The following is a 16,932-nucleotide window of genomic DNA, read 5'->3' as shown; positions in this document are numbered from 1 at the left end:
GGACGTGAGGCGCCGGGACATCGCAAGTCCCCCGTACGGGCGGACGGACACCGCCTGTTCGGGTGTGCAGCGGAGGCCGGACCGGCGCCCGGACGGAACACTTCGGGCATGGACGCTTCCCGTGCCCGCACCCGTCCGCGGCTGTTCGCGGCCGCCGTCGTCTGTTCCGCGGCCCTGCTCGCGGGCTGTGCCGCAGCCCAACCGTCGGTCACGAGGGCCCGTGCGACGACGACCCGGGCCGCCGCCGTCCCCAGGGCGGCCGGTGACCTCCAGGACGCCTACCAGAGGGTCATCAGGGACGTCCTGCCGTCGGTGGTGCAGATCCAGGCACGCGACGATCTCGGCTCGGGGGTCGTGTACGACGGCCGGGGGCACATCGTCACCAACGCGCACGTGGTGGGGAACGAGAAGACGTTCCGGGTGACGACGGCGAACAGCGAGGACGTGCTGACGGCCCGGCTCGTCTACGCGTACCCGGAGCAGGATCTGGCCGTCGTCAGACTGGACAAGGTGCCGGGCGGTCTCAAGGCGGCGCCGCTGGGCGACTCGTCGAAGGTGGCGGTCGGGCAGATCGTGCTCGCGATGGGCTCGCCGCTCGGGCTGTCGTCCAGTGTGACGCAGGGCATCGTCTCGGCGACCGGGCGCACCGTCAGCGAGGGCAGCTCGGGCGGCGGGACCGGCGCGACGATCGCGAACATGGTGCAGACGTCGGCCGCGATCAACCCGGGCAACAGCGGCGGCGCGCTGGTGGACCTGGACGGCAGGGTCATCGGCATCCCGACGCTGGCCGCGACGGATCCCGGCCTCGGGAACGGCGCGGCGCCGGGGATCGGCTTCGCGATCCCGGCGTCGATGGTGCGGACGGTCGCCGACCAGATCATCGCGGACGGCAGGGTCACCGACTCGGGCCGGGCCGCGCTCGGCATCACCGGCCGCACGGTCGTCGACGCCGGTTACCGGGCCTCGGGGGTCGCCGTGGTCGAGGTGCGCAAGGACGGGGCGGCCGACAAAGCCGGCATCGAGCCGGGCGACATCATCACCCGGTTCGGGGACACGGACATCGGGACGATCACCTCGCTGACCGAGGCCCTGGCGGCCGAGCAGCCCGGCGAGCGGATCAGGGTGACGTACACGCGGAACGGCGGCGAGAAGACGGCTGACGTGACGCTGGGCGAGCAGTGAGCCGCCCGGGCGGCCTCGCGCGAGCTCTCGCCGCGCGGAGTGCTGCCGGGGGGTGTGCCCCCGGCAGCACCGTGGAGCTACGCCTCCTCGGCCTGCAGGCTCATCGGGCCGTAGATCTCCGTGGTGTCCTCGAACAGCCGCACCTGGTCGGCACCTCCGTCCGCGAGGTCCTTCCAGTGCTCACCGATCCAGGACTCGGCGTCCCCCTGCGTGGTGAACTCCTCCGGCACGACCGAGGGCGCGACCTCCGCCCCGTCCGCCTTCTCGAACCGCCACGTCCATGCCGCCATGTACGCCTCCCAGGTATGAGCACACTGCACAGCAGGGGCCGGACAAGATCCCGCCCCTGCCCGAAGCCTAGCCGGACGCGCAAGACCTGCACCGACAGGCGAAAATCAGCTCCGTGGAACTGACACTGCTCGGCACCGGTGCCCCGGCGGGCCTCCCCCGCCCCGACTGTCCCTGCGCCGCGTGCGCGACCGCGCTCGGCGCCGACGCGCGGGCGGCGACCGCGCTGCTCGTCGACGGGACGCTGCTGCTCGACCTCACTCCGGGGGCCGCGTTCGCCGCCGCCCGCGCCGGACGCTCGCTGGGCGGCGTACGGCAGGTGCTGCTCTCGCATCCGCACAACGGCCCCGCCGTCGAGGTCCCGGCGGGCGTGCCGCAGCCCGGACGGGTGCCCGACGGGCGGGAGCTGGCGCTGCTCACCGGGCACCGGGTGCGGGCCGTGCCGATGGACGCGCCCGGCACCGGATACGCGGTGACGGGCCCCGACGGGCAGCGGCTGCTCTATCTGCCGCCGGGGGCGGCGCCCGCCGGGCTCGACGAGAGCGGCGGGGCCTACGACCTGGTCGCCGCCGACGTCGTGGGCCGGCCGGACGCGCTGGCGAGGCTGCGGGCGGCCGGGGCGGTGGGGCCGACGAGCGACGTCGTCGCCGTGCACCTCGACCACGACGTGCCGCCGGGCCCCGAACTGCACCGCCGGCTGGCCGCCGCCGGGGCCCGGGCGGTGCCGGACGGTACGACACTGACCGTCGGCGGGTACGAGGACGTACCGGACGTGCCGCGCCGCACCCTCGTACTGGGCGGCGCCCGCTCCGGCAAGTCCGTCGAGGCCGAGCGCCGGCTGGAGGCCTTCCCGGAGGTGCTGTACGTGGCGACGGGCGGCACCCGCGCCGGGGACGGCGAGTGGGCGTCCCGGGTGCACGCCCACCGGGAGCGCCGGCCGGGCTCCTGGCGGACCGCCGAGACCTGCGACCTGGTGCCCCTGCTGGCCGAGGACGGTCCCCCGCTGCTCATCGACTGCCTGTCCCTGTGGCTGACGGACGCGATGGACGCGGTCGGCGCCTGGGACGACGCGGAGTGGACGAGCGGCGGCGAACGCGCCCTGCGCAAGCGGGTCGCGGAACTGACGGACGCGGTGCGCCGCACCCGCCGGACCGTCGTCGCCGTCTCCAACGAGGTCGGTTCCGGCATCGTCCCGGCGACGGCTTCCGGCCGCCGCTACCGCGACGAACTGGGGCGGCTGAACTCCGCGTTCGCGGCGGAGTGCGAGCACGTGCTGCTGGTGGTGGCGGGGCAGGCGCTGCCGCTGCGGGCCTGACGGCGGCTCATGCCCCGCGGCGGGCGATGATCCGGTACGCGTTCGAGAAGCGGGTGCGGCTGAACAGCGGGGCCAGGGCGTGGTCCAGGACCGAGGCCGCGAGGAGCAGCGGGACGGTGGCCCTCGTCAGGACCGTGCGGACGGCACGCTGGAGTTCGGTGGGGGGTTTGGCCCGCCAGGGGGCGTCGACGTCGGGCAGCAGACGCGCGAGGGCCAGCGCGAGGGCGCCCGTCAGGTCGTAGGGGATGTGGGGTTCCCGGCGGTCGGTGGCGACGATCTCGCAACCGAGGGACTCCAGTTCGGCGAGCAGGTTCGGCAGCGGCATCAGATGCAGGTGCTGCGGCTGCCCGGAGTTGACCCACCAGCGGCCGAGCAGCATGCCGAACACGCAGGCCGGATCGGGGACTTCGACCAGAAGGTGCCCGCCGGGGCGCAGGGCGGCCAGCGCCGCGCGCAGTTCACCGCGCGGGTCGGGCGTGTGCTCCAGATGGTGGAACATGCTCACCACGTCGTAACGGCCCCGCACCCGCTCGGCGATCCCGGGGTCGGTGAGCCGGCCCAGGTGGGCCTCGTCAACGCGTCCGGCCGCGTACGCCCGCTCGATGCGCGCGGTGGCGTCGATGCCGTCGAAGGCGGTGTAGGGGTGGACCTCCTTCGCCGTCTGTGCGAAGTGCCCGTGCCCGGTGCCGACGTCCAGCCAGCTCTCCGGCTCCGGGAAGCGCAGCATCGTGCGGGCGGCGGCCCGGTGGCGCCGGCGGCTGCCGCGCAGGGCGAGGATGCGTTCCGCGTAACCGTCGTGTCCCTCGCGGAAGTCCAGGTGGTAGAAGGCCAGCCCCTCGGCGGTGAGCCGGGGGTTCTGGAAGGCGTGGGCGCAGCTCCGGCATTCGTCGACGACGAAGGTGCCGGGCTGGTGCCGGCGCGGATTGGGTGTGCGCAGCCGGGTGCGCAGCCGTGTCGAGCCGCACCAGGGGCAGTCCTCGCGGCGCGGTTCGTGGAAGCGGTCGGTGCCCTGGGCGAGTTCGCTGAGGTATGCGGCGCGGCGCAGGGCGCTCGTCCGTGGAGTGGGGGTCATGAGCGGCTCCTGGACCCGGGTGGCAATTCGATGCAAACCGGAACGTAGGGGATCCCGATCATGGGTGCAATGACGTGACTCCGCCGTGTTCGATCGCGGCCGGTACTGTTCGGCGAATGAGCTCGCTAAATCTCGACGACTTCACCGATCTCATCGAGCGCCCCGACGGGGGTGTGCGCCGGGACGCCGAGGCGCGAAGGGAGCGGCAGGGCGTGCCGCCGGGCTCGCTCGGCCGCCTCGACGAGCTGGGCGAGTGGCTGGCGGCGGCGCAGTCCGCGGTGCCGGTGCGGCCGGTCGAGCGTCCTCGCGCGGTGCTGTTCGCCGGCGACCACGGGATCGCCGGACTCGGCGTGTCGGCGCGGCCCGCGGGCACCGCCGACCGGCTGGTGCGGGCGCTCCTGGAGGGCGCCAGCCCCGCGGCGATCCTGGCCCGGCGGCTCGGCGTGCCGGTGCGGGTCGTCGACATGGCCCTGGACTGCGACCCGGACGGGCTGCCGGACGAGGTGGTACGGCACCGGGTGCGGCGCGGGTCGGGGCGGATCGACGTCGAGGACGCGCTGAGCCTCGAGGAGGCCGAGGCGGCGTTCCGCGCGGGGGTCGCCGTCGCGGACGAGGAGGCGGACTCCGGTACGGATCTCGTCGTCCTCGGCGATGTGAGCGTCGGCGGGACGACCGCGGCGGCGGTGCTCGTCGCCGCGCTGTGCGGGACGGACGCGTCGGTGGTCACCGGGCGGGGCGGACTGCCGATCGACGACCTCGCGTGGATGCGCAAGTGCGCGGCGGTGCGGGACGCGTTGCGCCGGGCGCGGCCCGTGCTCGGGGACCAGCTCCAGCTGCTCGCCGCGGTCGGCGGGGCCGACCTCGCCGCGATGACCGGGTTCCTGCTGCAGTGCGCGGTGCGCAAGACGCCGGTGATCCTCGACGGGGTGGTCTCCGCCGCGTGCGCCCTGGTCGGGCAGCGGGTCGCCTTCCGGGCGCCGGACTGGTGGCTGGCCGGGCAGAGCAGCGGGGAGCCGGCGCAGGCGAAGGCGCTCGACCGGATGGCGCTCGAGCCCCTTCTCGACCACGGGGTCACCGTGGGTGAGGGGGCCGGGGGGTTGCTGGCGCTGCCGTTGGTGCAGGCCGCGGCGGCGTTGGCGGCGGAGATGCCGGAGGTCTCCGGGGCGGGGCCGGAGGTCTCCGGGACCGGCGACGCCGGGGGGCTCGACGGGGTCGGGTCACTCCCCGGGGGCGGGGAGGGTCCCGGGGTGGCCGAGGGGGCCGGGCCCTCCCCGGCGGGGTGACGGCTGAGGGTTCGCCCCGGGGGGCGACGGCTGAGGGTTCGCCCCCGGGGGGCGGGGGTCGGCGGTGCCGCGGCTGCATGTCGTATGGGGCTGGGCGCGCAGTTCCTCGCGCCCCTGACGGGGCTCTGCTGGCGGCGTGATGACCTGCGGGTTGGGCGGGGCTGGGGTGCGCGGTTCCTCGCGCCCCTGACGGGGGACGGCGGGCGGCGTGATGACCTGCGGTTGGGCGGGGCTGGGGTGCGCGGTTCCTCGCGCCCCTGACGGGGGACGGCGGGCGGCGTGATGACCTGCGGTTGGGCGGGGCTGGGTGCGCCGTTCCCGCGCCCTGGGGCGTGTCGTGGCGGCGGTTTTCTTGGGGGTTCGGGACTTATCATCCCCCGTCATGGGAGATGTCCGAATTGCCACTGAGCGGGAACGGGGCCCGGCCCGGCAGGGCGAGCGAGTCCCCCGGCCTGCCGGCGCCCCACGCAGGGCCGCGGCGTTCGCCGTCTGGTATCTGCGGGGCGTCGCGTTCGTCAACTTCCTGAGCGCCGGGTGGGTCTCCCTCGGACAGGACGTGCGGCGGCACAACACGGAGAACTACTTCACGCCGTATCTCCTGACGGCGGGCTTCGCGTCCGGTGTCTTCACGATGTTCCTCGCCCTCACCATGCGGCGCCGCAAACGGGCCGCGTGGATCCTGAACCTCGTGCTCAGCGGGTCGTTCCTCGGGCTGTTCGCCCTCACGATGGTCTTCCCCGAGGTCCACCGGTACCCGCAGAACTGGGTCTCGCTCGGTCTGACCGCCGCCTTCGTGACGTCGCTCGTCGTCGGCCGGCGGGAGTTCTACGCCAAGGGCGACCGCTCGAACCCGAGGCTCGCCGCGGCCGTCGCGACCGGTGGCCTGCTGGTCACCTCGCTGCTCGCCGCACTCCTCGTCACGGTCACCAACCGGGCCCCCGACGCGCGGAGTTCGACGTTCGCGGACCGCTGGCGCTACGGCACCGTGCGGCTCGTGTCCGTCGCCGCCGACGACGCGCACTTCCCCGGCATCACGACGCCCGGCTGGGTCGACGTCACCGTCAACGGGTGCAGCACCCTGCTGGTCCTCGCCGTCCTCTACGCCGCCTTCCGCTCCCGCCGCGCCGTCGACCCGCTCACCGAGGACGACGAGAAGCAGCTGCGCGCCCTGCTGGAGAGGAACGGCGACCGCGACTCCCTGGGCTACTTCGCCCTGCGCCGCGAGAAGAGCGTCGTGTGGTCGCCGACCGGCAAGGCCGCGGTGGCGTACCGCGTGGTGGGCGGGGTGTCGCTGGCGAGCGGGGACCCCGTAGGCGATCCGGAGGCCTGGCCCGGCGCCATCGGGCCCTGGCTGGCCGAGGCCCGCGCGCACGGCTGGATCCCGGCGGTGATGGGCGCGAGCGAGGAGGCGGGCACGATCTACGCGCGGCACGGCCTCGACGCGCTCGAACTGGGCGACGAAGCCCTCGTGGACATCGCCGAGTTCACGCTCGAAGGGCGTGCGATGCGCACCGTCCGGCAGGCCTTCAACCGGGTCGGGCGGGCCGGGTACCAGGTCCGCATCCGGCGGCACGAGGACATCCCGGCCGAGGAGATGACGTACCTCCTGGAGCGGGCGGACGACTGGCGGGACGGCGCCACCGAGCGCGGTTTCTCGATGGCGCTCGGCCGGCTCGGCGATCCCGAGGACGGGCGGTGTGTGATGCTCGAATGCACCGATCGCGACGGTGGGTTGCGGGCGCTGCTGTCCTTCGTCCCGTGGGGCCCGCACGGGCTGTCGCTGGACCTGATGCGGCGCGACCGGGACGCGGACAACGGGCTGATGGAGTTCATGGTGATCGAACTCCTGCGCCGCGCCGGGGAGATCGGGATCACGCAGGTCTCGCTCAACTTCGCGATGTTCAGGTCCGTCTTCGAGCGGGGCTCGCGGCTCGGCGCGGGACCGGTGCTGCGGCTGTGGCGTTCGCTGCTCAGCTTCTTCTCCCGCTGGTGGCAGATCGAGTCGCTGTACCGGGCGAACGCCAAGTACCGGCCGATCTGGGAGCCCCGGTTCCTGCTCTTCGAGAAGAGCGCGGACCTGCCGCGCATCGGGATCGCCGCGGCGCGCGCCGAGGGGTTCCTGGAGGCGCCGGGTCTGCCGAAGTGGCTGCACCGCAGGCACCTGGAGACGCACCGCTGAGGGCGGGCGGCAGCGGGCCGACGCCGTCCCGGCGGGAGCGGGTCATCAGCGTTCCGGCAGGGAGCGGACCGGTTCCGGGTCGTCGGGCGTGCCGCCGATCAGGTCCTGGAGCTTGCGCCGGGGCGCCGCCCAGCGGCGGTCGTGGTGGTAGGCGCGCAGTCTCGCCCTGGCCCGGGCGCGGGGCCGCCGGCGGTAGAAGCGCCTGGCCCACAGTGAGCCGGGGCGGGCCAGCCGGATCGCTCCGACCAGGGCGACGAGCGGGACGATCACCCCGAAGAGCGCCGTGCGCCCCTTGCCTTTGCTCAGGGCGAGCAGCGCGAAGAGGAAGTTCACGGCGACGCTCAGGACGACGCCGCCGCGGTCGCGCAGTTCCTGCTGGCTGAGGTCGTTGACCCCGAACGGCAGGAAGCCGCCGAGGACCAGGCCGACCAGGGCCGCCGTGACCACCACGACCTCGACGCTCTTGCGTCCGGCCTCGGTCCAGTAGACGTCGTCGAGGTGCAGGATCAGCGCGAACTCGTCGAGCACCAGCCCCGCCCCGATCCCGAAGACCACGGCGAACGCGCCGGCGCCGAAGCCGTGCCGGGCGCTGGCCACCGCGCCGAAGCCGCCGATCACGGTCAGCACGACACCGGGTACGACGTGGTGGATGTGCAGCTCACCGGCCTTCACGTTGCCGAACGGACCCTTGCCCGCGCGGATCATCCGGACGACGACACGCGTGATGACGAAGGTCAGGACGAAGGAGGTGAGCGCCAGCAGCAGCGGCAGCTTGCCTGGCTCGACGATGTTGCGATACACCCAATGACCCATATGCGAACTTTATCCACGACCGCTGTCACCGCTCCTCCTGTCGGCGGATAGCCTGCGCCGGTGTCCAGGACCCCGCTCGCCGACAGCCTCCGTTTCGCCTTCGGCACCCTGACGGTGCTGCCCGTCGCGGTGACCCGCTGGGACCGCGACGCCGCACGTGGCGGCATGCTGTGCGCGCCCGTCGCCGGTCTCGTGGTGGGGCTCGGCGCCGCCGCGGCCGGGGTGCTGCTGCTGGCGCTCGGGGCGGGGCCCCTGACGGCCGCCGTGGCCACCGCCGCGGTACCGGCCGCGCTCACCCGGGGACTGCACCTCGACGGGCTCGCCGACACGGCGGACGGGCTGGGCAGCGGGAAGGCCGCGGAGGACGCGCTGCGGATCATGAAGCAGTCGGACATCGGGCCGTTCGGGGTGATCACCCTGGTGTTCGTGCTGTTCGCCCAGGTGGCCGCCCTCGCCCAGGCGTATGGCGGCTCGTGGACCCGGGGCGCGTGCGCGGCGGTCGTCTCGGCGGTCGCCGCCCGGCTCGCCCTCACGCTGGCCGCCCGCAGGGGGGTGCCGCCGGCCCGGCCCGAGGGGCTCGGCGCAGCCGTCGCGGGCGTGGTGCCGGTGCGGGACGCGCTGCCGGTGGCCGTGCTGGTGCTGGCCGCGGCGGCGGGTACGGGCGCGCTGTCCGGGCCGTACGGCGTGGTGCGCGGCGCGGTCGCGGTCCTCGCCGCCTGCGCCGCCGCCGAACTGCTGCTGCGCCACTGCGTCCGCCGGTTCGGGGGTGTCACCGGCGATGTGTTCGGAGGGGTCGCGGAGACCGCGGCGACGACCGCGCTGGTCGTGCTGTCCCTGCACTGAACCGGTCGCGGGCGCTCCCACCGCATGGGGGGGCAGGTTCCCGCCCGTGGAATGCGCGGTGCACCCCGGCCGGCCGGGCCGGGGTGCACGCCGTACCGGCGCACCGCCGAGCTAGGGCCTGTCGTTTGGATCACGCCGGCGTCGCGGGGTCCGGCACGCACATCTGCGGCGTTGTCGTCGGTCGCCGACGCTCCGCGTCGACTCCCTCCTCCGCCTTGCAGCTGCACGCGCCAGACCCCGCTCGGGCCGGTCAGGACGAACCGTCGGTCACAGCCAGCCTGATCCAAACGACAGGCCCTAGGGCAGGGTGAGCCGGAGCGCGGTCTGCAGCGTGTCGGGCGTGGTCCAGGCCGAGCGCCTGCCCGCGTACGGCGTCCCGAACGCGCTGGTGCCGAGCAGCATCTGCTTCCTGGTGCCTTCGGGCGCGGTCACCGGGATCTGGGTCCCGGACGGGGCGCTGACGGTGACGGCCCTGCCGACGCGGTACGCGGTGACCCGGCCGTTCGCGACGGCCGTCCGCCAGTCGGCGCGGCGCTTGAGCTCGGTGCCGATCGCGCTCTGCCGGGGGTTCTCCAGCGGGGCGTTGTCGGCGTAGAGCGCCCGGTAGCCGGCCAGCACCTTGTCCAGGACCGGGTACAGCAGCCGGTCCTCGGCGAGGTTGGACTGGTGCACGTAGTGCGGTCGCGGGTCGTTGCCGACGGCGTGCCCGAGGGCGGTGCGCGCCTCCTGCGGGACGATGTACGACAGATAGCCGGTGGCCGTGTCGAGGGGCTCGGACATGCAGGTGGAGGTGGGGTTGCCCTCGCAGACGCCGCTGCCGCCGTCGGCCCTGGACGTGTAGATCCAGTTGTACTCGTCGGCCATCTCGGCCCTGGTGCCCACGTTGTAGTACACGTTCATCGGGTAGCGGGGCACGGTCAGCGCGCCGCCCACGGAACGCTGGTCCGGCTCGCGGGAGTTGTCCGAGCCGGTCCACCTGATGCCGTTGTCGGAGAGCGCGCCGGCCAGGTTCGGGTTGTCGGCGGGCTGCTGCGGCAGCGACTTGAGACCGGAGTGCTCACCGGTCACCAGCTCGGTGCTGTCGACCGGCAGGCCCTTGGCGAGTGCCCAGCCGTAGTTGTCGCGGATCTGCGCCGAGATGTCGGAGCGGCTCGTGTACCGGGTGGAGCCGTCCGCGTTCCTGGCGCAGCTCCACGGCACCGTCGAGGTGTCCTGCACGCAGCCGAGGAAGGCGTGGGTGTAGGTGTGATTGATCCAGCGGTACTTGGCCCTGTCGGCGAGCAGCCGGTCGGCGAGGGCGTCCGTGCCGCCGTTCTCGCTCTTCCACTCCTCGCCCGAGCCGGCGTTGTAGACCATGTCGAGGGTGAAGTCGCTGGTCTGCTGCCACTGCGCGGCGTAGGCGGCGTCGGCCGCCGTCATCCGGACCTGGGCCGTGGCCTCCTCGCCGCCACCGCCCACGCAGTCGAGGTCACCGGGCGTGCAGTTGCGTTCCGTGTCCCAGCGGGCGTCGGGTGCGAAGACGTCGTCGACGTGCACCGCGAAGTAGCTGCGGCTGCGCCCGAGGTGGATGCCCTGGGTCAGCCATTCGACGATGCCCCGGGCGAGGACCCGGAACTGCTGCTGGTACTGGTTGTAGGCGAAGGTCACCACCAGTTCGCGGCGGCCGTCGTGGGCGTACTCGCCGACCAGGGCGGCGCGGCCCGCTCCCCCGGGGACGGCGGTGTCGACGTAGGTGGTGAAACCCGCCCGCGGCTTCGCCAGGAAGCCGTAACTCTCCAGCGCGGTGGCGGAGTTGTCCTCGAAGGTGAGCGGGCCTTCGAGGTAGCCGAAGGGGCCCGACCGGCCCGCCGTGGTGACGGCCGCCTCCTGGCCGTCGAGGCTCCCGGAGTAGCCGCCCTCACTGGTGTACTCGAGCCCGACCTCCGGATGGGCCCAGGTGTAGGCGTCCACCTGCGGGATGCCGTACGTCTTCTCGTACGCCTCCAGGGCGCTCTGTTCGGCCGAACCGGTGCCGAACGGCGCCTCGTCGGGCAGCACCACGCCCTGGTACCTGGCCCGCGGCGTGCCGCCGGCCGTGTCGCTCAGGAACGCCGCGTCGATCGTCGGGCGGCCCGGGTCGTTCAGGTCCACCGTGGTGTACGGGACGCCGGTGCTCCTCAGCTCGGCGGTGATCGCCCCGACGGGGCTCTCGCCGTTGTCCACGACGAGGACCTTCAGGTCGACGCGCGGCTCTGGTGCCGCCGAGGCACCGGGCACCCCCAGGCCCGTCACCAGCAGACCGGCGGCCGCCAGGGCGGCCGCCGTGTTTCTCCAACCGAGCGCACTCCGCGCCATGTGGGTCCCTCCCCCAGAAGAGATCCCCTGGTGACTGTTCCGAGGAGGATCCGTGGAAATGATGCAAAGCGGCGGGTCGGCCGCTCACCGGAACCCGACGAGTGTGACCCGGGTCACGGGGTACGACGGCGATAAGTGGCCATGACGCCACTCAGGAGTGAATGTTCGAAGGAATGAGCGAACCCTCGCTCGCGCGTAGGCTCGTCACCGGTATCACCCGGCCCGGTCCGAGGCGCCGCCCCCCGCCGATCTAGGGTCTGGTGCACAGGCCCGGTCGACCCACCCCCGCTCGACCGTCCACATTTCAACGGAAGCGAGAATTCACCACCGTGACTGCTCTCACTCTCAGCACCGCCGCGGCGTCCGGTCTCCGGGCCGACGCCATCGTGGTCGGTGTCGCGAAGGGCGCCCGGGGCCCGGTCGTCGCACCGGGCGCCGAAGCCGTGGACAAGGCGTACGACGGCAGGCTCGCCGACGTCCTGGAGACCCTGGGCGCCTCGGGCGCCGAGGGCGAGGTGACGAAGCTGCCCGCGCCGTCCGGTTTCAAGGCCCCCGTGGTGGTCGCGGTCGGCCTCGGCGCCCTCCAGGAGAAGGGCGAGGCCTACGACGCCGAGTCCCTGCGCCGGGCCGCCGGCGTCGCCGCCCGCGCGCTGGCCGGCACCAAGAAGGCCGCCTTCGCACTGCCCGTCACGGACCCGGCCGACGCCGGCGCCGTGGGCGAGGGCGCGCTCCTCGGCGCGTACACCTTCGACGCGTACAAGGAGAACGGCTCAGCCGCCAAGGGCGGCAAGGCGCCGCTGGCCGAGGTCGTGCTGCTCGGCGGCAAGCCCCGCGACAAGGTGTACAAGGCCGCCGTCGAGCGCGCCGTCGCCGTCACGCAGGAGCTCAACCGCGCCCGCGACCTGATCAACACCCCGCCGAACGACCTGACCCCGGAGGCCTTCGCGGCCGTCGCGCAGGCCGCGGCCAAGGAGCACGGCATCAAGGTGCAGGTGCTCGACGAGAAGGCGCTCGCCAAGGGCGGCTACGGCGGCATCCTCGGCGTCGGCGCGGGCTCCGCGGCCGCTCCCCGCCTGGTCAAGCTGTCGTACACCAGCTCCAAGGCGAAGAAGCACCTCGCCCTGGTCGGCAAGGGCATCACCTACGACTCGGGCGGCATCTCCCTGAAGCCGCCGGGCCACAACGAGACGATGAAGTGCGACATGAGCGGTGCCGCGGCGGTCTTCGCCGCCGTCGTCGCCGCCGCCCGTCTCGGCCTCGAGGTCAACGTCACCGGCTGGCTGGCGCTCGCCGAGAACATGCCCTCGGGCTCGGCGACCCGTCCCGGCGACGTGCTGCACATGTACAGCGGCAAGACCGTCGAGGTCCTCAACACGGACGCCGAGGGCCGGCTGGTCCTCGCCGACGCGCTGTGGAAGGCGTCCGAGGAGAAGCCGGACGCGATCGTCGACGTGGCGACCCTGACCGGCGCCATGGTGCTGGCCCTCGGCAACCGCACCTTCGGCGTGATGGCCAACGACGACGCGTTCCGCACCGCGATCGTCGAGGCCGCGGAGGAGGTCGGCGAGGCGTCCTGGCCGATGCCGCTCCCGTCCCACCTGCGCAAGGGCATGGACTCCCCCACCGCCGACATCGCCAACATGGGCGAGCGCATGGGCGGCGGTCTGGTGGCCGGCCTGTTCCTGAAGGAGTTCGTGGGCGAGGGCATCACCTGGGCGCACCTCGACATCGCCGGCCCGGCCTTCAACGAGCAGGGCCCCTTCGGCTACACCCCGAAGGGCGGCACCGGCTCCGCGGTCCGCACGCTGGTCCGGCTCGCCGAGCTGACGGCGGCGGGCGACCTGGGCTGACACCCGCGACGGCGTCGCGCCCCGGGCCTCCCGGCCCGGGGCGCGGCCGTTCGTTCGTTCGCATGGGCGTACGGCGGTTGCGCTCTCGACGAAATCCGTACCCTCGTACGCCCTCGCACCGCCCGCACGTGACGGAACAGACGTCTCACACCCCGGCCCGGCGTCCCGCCTCCGTCCGACAAGTGCGAAGATGGGTCCTCGGCAGGACAGGGCCCCCACCACAGGGCCGAAGAAGCGGCCGGACACCAGCCGCCGCCCGGTCAGTGACGACCGGCGTACGGCGCACATGCATGGAGGACGTGACGTGGCGAACGACGCCAGCACCGTTTTCGACCTAGTGATCCTCGGCGGCGGTAGCGGCGGTTACGCCGCGGCCCTGCGCGGGGCGCAGCTGGGCCTGGACGTCGCCCTGATCGAGAAGGGCAAGGTCGGCGGCACCTGCCTGCACAACGGCTGCATCCCCACCAAGGCGCTGCTGCACGCCGGTGAGATCGCCGACCAGGCACGCGAGAGCGAGCAGTTCGGTGTGAAGGCCACCTTCGAGGGCATCGACATGGCGGCCGTCCACAAGTACAAGGACGACGTGATCTCGGGCCTGTACAAGGGTCTGCAGGGCCTCATCGCCTCCCGCAAGGTGACGTACATCGAGGGCGAGGGGCGGCTCTCCTCCCCCACCTCCGTCGACGTCAACGGCCAGCGCGTCCAGGGCCGCCACGTGCTGCTCGCGACCGGCTCCGTGCCGAAGTCGCTGCCGGGCCTGGAGATCGACGGCAACCGCATCATCTCCTCGGACCACGCGCTGGTCCTGGACCGTGTCCCGCAGTCGGCGATCGTGCTGGGCGGAGGCGTCATCGGCGTCGAGTTCGCCTCGGCGTGGAAGTCCTTCGGCGCCGAGGTGACGGTGATCGAGGGCCTCAAGCACCTCGTCCCGGTCGAGGACGAGAGCTCCTCCAAGCTTCTCGAGCGCGCGTTCCGCAAGCGCGGCATCAAGTTCAACCTGGGCACCTTCTTCTCGAAGGCCGAGTACACCCAGAACGGTGTCAAGGTCACCCTGGCCGACGGCAAGGAGTTCGAGGCCGAGGTCCTCCTCGTCGCCGTCGGACGCGGCCCGGTCTCGCAGGGCCTCGGCTACGAGGAGCAGGGCGTCGCGATGGACCGCGGCTACGTCCTGGTCGACGAGTACATGCGCACGAACGTGCCGACCGTCTCCGCCGTCGGTGACCTGGTCCCGACCCTCCAGCTCGCGCACGTCGGCTTCGCCGAGGGCATCCTGGTGGCGGAGCGTCTGGCCGGTCTGAAGACCGTTCCGATCGACTACGACGGCGTGCCCCGGGTGACGTACTGCCACCCCGAGGTCGCCTCCGTGGGCATCACCGAGGCCAAGGCCAAGGAGATCTACGGTGCGGACAAGGTCGTCGCCCTGAAGTACAACCTCGCGGGCAACGGCAAGAGCAAGATCCTCAAGACCGCGGGCGAGATCAAGCTCGTCCAGGTCAAGGACGGTGCCGTGGTCGGCGTCCACATGGTCGGCGACCGTATGGGCGAGCAGGTCGGCGAGGCCCAGCTGATCTACAACTGGGAGGCGCTGCCCGCCGAGGTCGCCCAGCTCATCCACGCCCACCCGACGCAGAACGAGGCGCTCGGCGAGGCCCACCTGGCACTCGCGGGCAAGCCGCTGCACTCCCACGACTGATCAGCCGCACCGGCTGACCCGTCACTGTCGCACCAGGGCGCGACGACCACAGACTTCCGCACATTCGTAAGGAGCAACAGAAACCATGCCGGTTTCCGTAACCCTTCCGGCGCTCGGCGAGAGCGTCACCGAGGGCACCGTCACCCGCTGGCTGAAGGCCGAGGGCGAGCGCGTCGAGGCCGACGAGCCGCTGCTGGAGGTGTCGACCGACAAGGTCGACACCGAGATCCCCTCGCCCGCCGCCGGTGTGCTCGCCTCCATCAAGGTCGCCGAGGACGAGACGGTCGAGGTCGGCGCCGAGCTGGCCGTCATCGACGACGGCACGGGCGCGCCCGCCGCCGAGGCCGCTCCGGCCGCCGAGCCGGCCCCCGAGCCGGAGGCCGCTCCCGAGCCGGCCCCGCAGGCCACCCCGTCCACCGAGCAGGCGGCTCCCGCGCCGGCCCCGACCGCCGAGGCCAGCTCCGGCGGCGGCAGCGCCGAGGGCACCGACGTCGTCCTGCCCGCGCTGGGCGAGTCGGTCACCGAGGGCACCGTCACCCGCTGGCTGAAGGAGGTCGGCGAGGAGGTCTCCGAGGACGAGCCCCTGCTCGAGGTCTCCACGGACAAGGTCGACACCGAGATCCCGTCGCCCGCCTCCGGCGTGCTGCTGGAGATCGTGGTCGGCGAGGACGAGACCGCCGAGGTCGGTGCCAGGCTCGCCGTCATCGGTGCGCCCGGTGCCACCCCGGCGGCCGCTCCCGCCGAGGCCCCGGCCGCTCCGGCCGCCGAGCCCGAGCCGGCGCCCGAGCCCGAGCCGGCCCCCGCTCCCGAGCCCGAGCCGGCTCCCGCAGCCGCCGCTCCGGCTCCGGCCGCCCCGGCGCCCGCCCCGGCTCCGGCTCCGGCTCCGGCCCAGGCCGCTCCGCAGGCTCCGTCCGCTCCCGCGCCGCAGCAGCAGACGACCCCCGCACCCGACCCGGCGCCCGCGGCCCCGGCCCCGGCTCCCGCCGCTCAGGCCCCGGCGCCCGCCGCGACCTCCGGTGACGACGGCGCGTACGTGACCCCGCTGGTGCGCAAGCTCGCCGCCGAGAACAGCGTCGACCTGTCCTCCGTCAAGGGCACCGGCGTCGGCGGCCGCATCCGCAAGCAGGACGTCATCGCCGCCGCCGAGGCCGCGAAGGCCGCCGCCCCGGCTCCGGCCGCGGCCGCCGCCCCCGCGGGCAGGAAGGCTCCGGCGCTGGAGGCCTCCCCGCTGCGCGGCCAGACCGTCAAGATGCCCCGCATCCGCAAGGTCATCGGCGACAACATGGTCAAGGCCCTGCACGAGCAGGCGCAGCTGTCCTCGGTCGTCGAGGTCGACGTCACCCGTCTGATGCGCCTGCGCAACCAGGCCAAGGACTCCTTCGCCGCCCGCGAGGGCGTCAAGCTCTCCCCGATGCCGTTCTTCGTGAAGGCGGCGGCCCAGGCGCTGAAGGCCCACCCGGCCGTCAACGCCCGGATCAACGTCGACGAGGGCACGATCACCTACTTCGACACCGAGAGCATCGGTATCGCGGTGGACTCCGAGAAGGGCCTGATGACCCCGGTCATCAAGCACGCGGGCGACCTGAACATCGCCGGTATCGCCAAGGCCACCGCCGAGCTGGCGGGCAAGGTGCGGGCGAACAAGATCACCCCGGACGAGCTGTCCGGCGCGACCTTCACGATCAGCAACACCGGCTCGCGCGGTGCGCTGTTCGACACGATCATCGTGCCGCCGAACCAGGTCGCGATCCTGGGCATCGGCGCGACGGTCAAGCGTCCGGCCGTCATCGAGACCGCCGAAGGCACCGTCATCGGCATCCGCGACATGACGTACCTGACGCTCTCCTACGACCACCGTCTGGTGGACGGCGCCGACGCGGCCCGTTACCTGACCGCGGTCAAGGCGATCCTGGAGGCGGGCGAGTTCGAGGTCGAGCTCGGCCTGTAGTCCGCGTCCGCTGTACGGCGCCCCCGTCCGGAGTCTCTCCGGACGCTGTTGGTAAATCCGGGGGCCTGCGTGACGACGGCCTGTACGACCCCGTTGGGGTGGTGCAGGCCGTCGTGGTGTTCAGGGGTGGGT

Annotated in this window: 12 protein-coding genes; 8 read left to right on the top strand and 4 right to left on the bottom strand. The window is 73.3% G+C overall.

Annotated features, from left to right (window positions below):
- The first annotated feature begins 108 nt into the window (after positions 1-108).
- Positions 109-1,182, top strand: a complete 1,074-nt coding sequence (locus tag AC069T_RS35780; RefSeq protein WP_478786711.1) for a S1C family serine protease — start codon at positions 109-111, stop codon at positions 1,180-1,182.
- 77 nt (positions 1,183-1,259) lie between these two features.
- On the opposite strand, the gene AC069T_RS35775 is transcribed toward AC069T_RS35780, so the two are convergent.
- A complete protein-coding gene (locus AC069T_RS35775) occupies positions 1,260-1,472 on the bottom strand; it encodes a hypothetical protein (RefSeq protein WP_358855860.1) in 213 nt (70 codons plus the stop codon).
- A 113-nt stretch (positions 1,473-1,585) separates the two neighbouring features.
- Here AC069T_RS35775 and AC069T_RS35770 point away from each other — a divergent pair, with 113 nt between their 5' ends.
- A complete protein-coding gene (locus AC069T_RS35770; protein ID WP_478786710.1) occupies positions 1,586-2,785 on the top strand; it encodes a bifunctional adenosylcobinamide kinase/adenosylcobinamide-phosphate guanylyltransferase in 1,200 nt (399 codons plus the stop codon).
- A 7-nt stretch (positions 2,786-2,792) separates the two neighbouring features.
- Here AC069T_RS35770 and AC069T_RS35765 read toward each other — a convergent pair whose 3' ends face one another.
- Positions 2,793-3,857, bottom strand: a complete 1,065-nt coding sequence (locus AC069T_RS35765; protein WP_478786709.1) for a class I SAM-dependent methyltransferase — start codon at positions 3,855-3,857, stop codon at positions 2,793-2,795.
- Between the two features lie 116 nt (positions 3,858-3,973).
- On the opposite strand from AC069T_RS35765, the gene cobT reads away from it, so the two are divergent.
- Together cobT and AC069T_RS35755 are read left to right on the top strand one after the other, a co-directional pair.
- Complete coding sequence (gene cobT, locus AC069T_RS35760; protein WP_478786708.1) at positions 3,974-5,140, top strand: nicotinate-nucleotide--dimethylbenzimidazole phosphoribosyltransferase; 1,167 nt, start codon at positions 3,974-3,976, stop codon at positions 5,138-5,140.
- Between the two features lie 382 nt (positions 5,141-5,522).
- The gene (locus AC069T_RS35755) at positions 5,523-7,319 is read left to right on the top strand and encodes a phosphatidylglycerol lysyltransferase domain-containing protein (protein ID WP_478786707.1); all 1,797 of its coding nucleotides are present in this window, start codon (positions 5,523-5,525) and stop codon (positions 7,317-7,319) included.
- A 45-nt stretch (positions 7,320-7,364) separates the two neighbouring features.
- Here AC069T_RS35755 and AC069T_RS35750 read toward each other — a convergent pair whose 3' ends face one another.
- The gene (locus AC069T_RS35750) at positions 7,365-8,132 is read right to left on the bottom strand and encodes a hypothetical protein (RefSeq protein WP_478786706.1); all 768 of its coding nucleotides are present in this window, start codon (positions 8,130-8,132) and stop codon (positions 7,365-7,367) included.
- A 60-nt stretch (positions 8,133-8,192) separates the two neighbouring features.
- Here AC069T_RS35750 and AC069T_RS35745 point away from each other — a divergent pair, with 60 nt between their 5' ends.
- Positions 8,193-8,975, top strand: a complete 783-nt coding sequence (locus tag AC069T_RS35745; protein WP_478786705.1) for an adenosylcobinamide-GDP ribazoletransferase — start codon at positions 8,193-8,195, stop codon at positions 8,973-8,975.
- A 297-nt stretch (positions 8,976-9,272) separates the two neighbouring features.
- On the opposite strand, the gene AC069T_RS35740 is transcribed toward AC069T_RS35745, so the two are convergent.
- Positions 9,273-11,309 (bottom strand): hypothetical protein, encoded by a 2,037-nt coding sequence (locus AC069T_RS35740; RefSeq protein WP_478786704.1) that lies wholly within the window; start codon positions 11,307-11,309, stop codon positions 9,273-9,275.
- A 329-nt stretch (positions 11,310-11,638) separates the two neighbouring features.
- On the opposite strand from AC069T_RS35740, the gene AC069T_RS35735 reads away from it, so the two are divergent.
- The 3 genes from AC069T_RS35735 to sucB all read left to right on the top strand — a co-directional run bounded on the left by AC069T_RS35735 (position 11,639) and on the right by sucB (position 16,800).
- Positions 11,639-13,159, top strand: coding sequence for a leucyl aminopeptidase (locus AC069T_RS35735; protein ID WP_478786703.1), 1,521 nt, complete (start codon positions 11,639-11,641; stop codon positions 13,157-13,159).
- 304 nt (positions 13,160-13,463) lie between these two features.
- Entirely contained in the window at positions 13,464-14,852 is a 1,389-nt protein-coding gene (gene lpdA / locus AC069T_RS35730; RefSeq protein WP_478786702.1) for a dihydrolipoyl dehydrogenase, read from the top strand.
- A gap of 85 nt (positions 14,853-14,937) precedes the next feature.
- A complete protein-coding gene (gene sucB / locus AC069T_RS35725; RefSeq protein ID WP_478786701.1) occupies positions 14,938-16,800 on the top strand; it encodes a 2-oxoglutarate dehydrogenase, E2 component, dihydrolipoamide succinyltransferase in 1,863 nt (620 codons plus the stop codon).
- Positions 16,801-16,932 lie beyond the last annotated feature (132 nt).

This window comes from Streptomyces sp. NPDC043867 (genome assembly GCF_056435845.1).
This window is presented reverse-complemented; position numbering and strand designations above follow the sequence as displayed.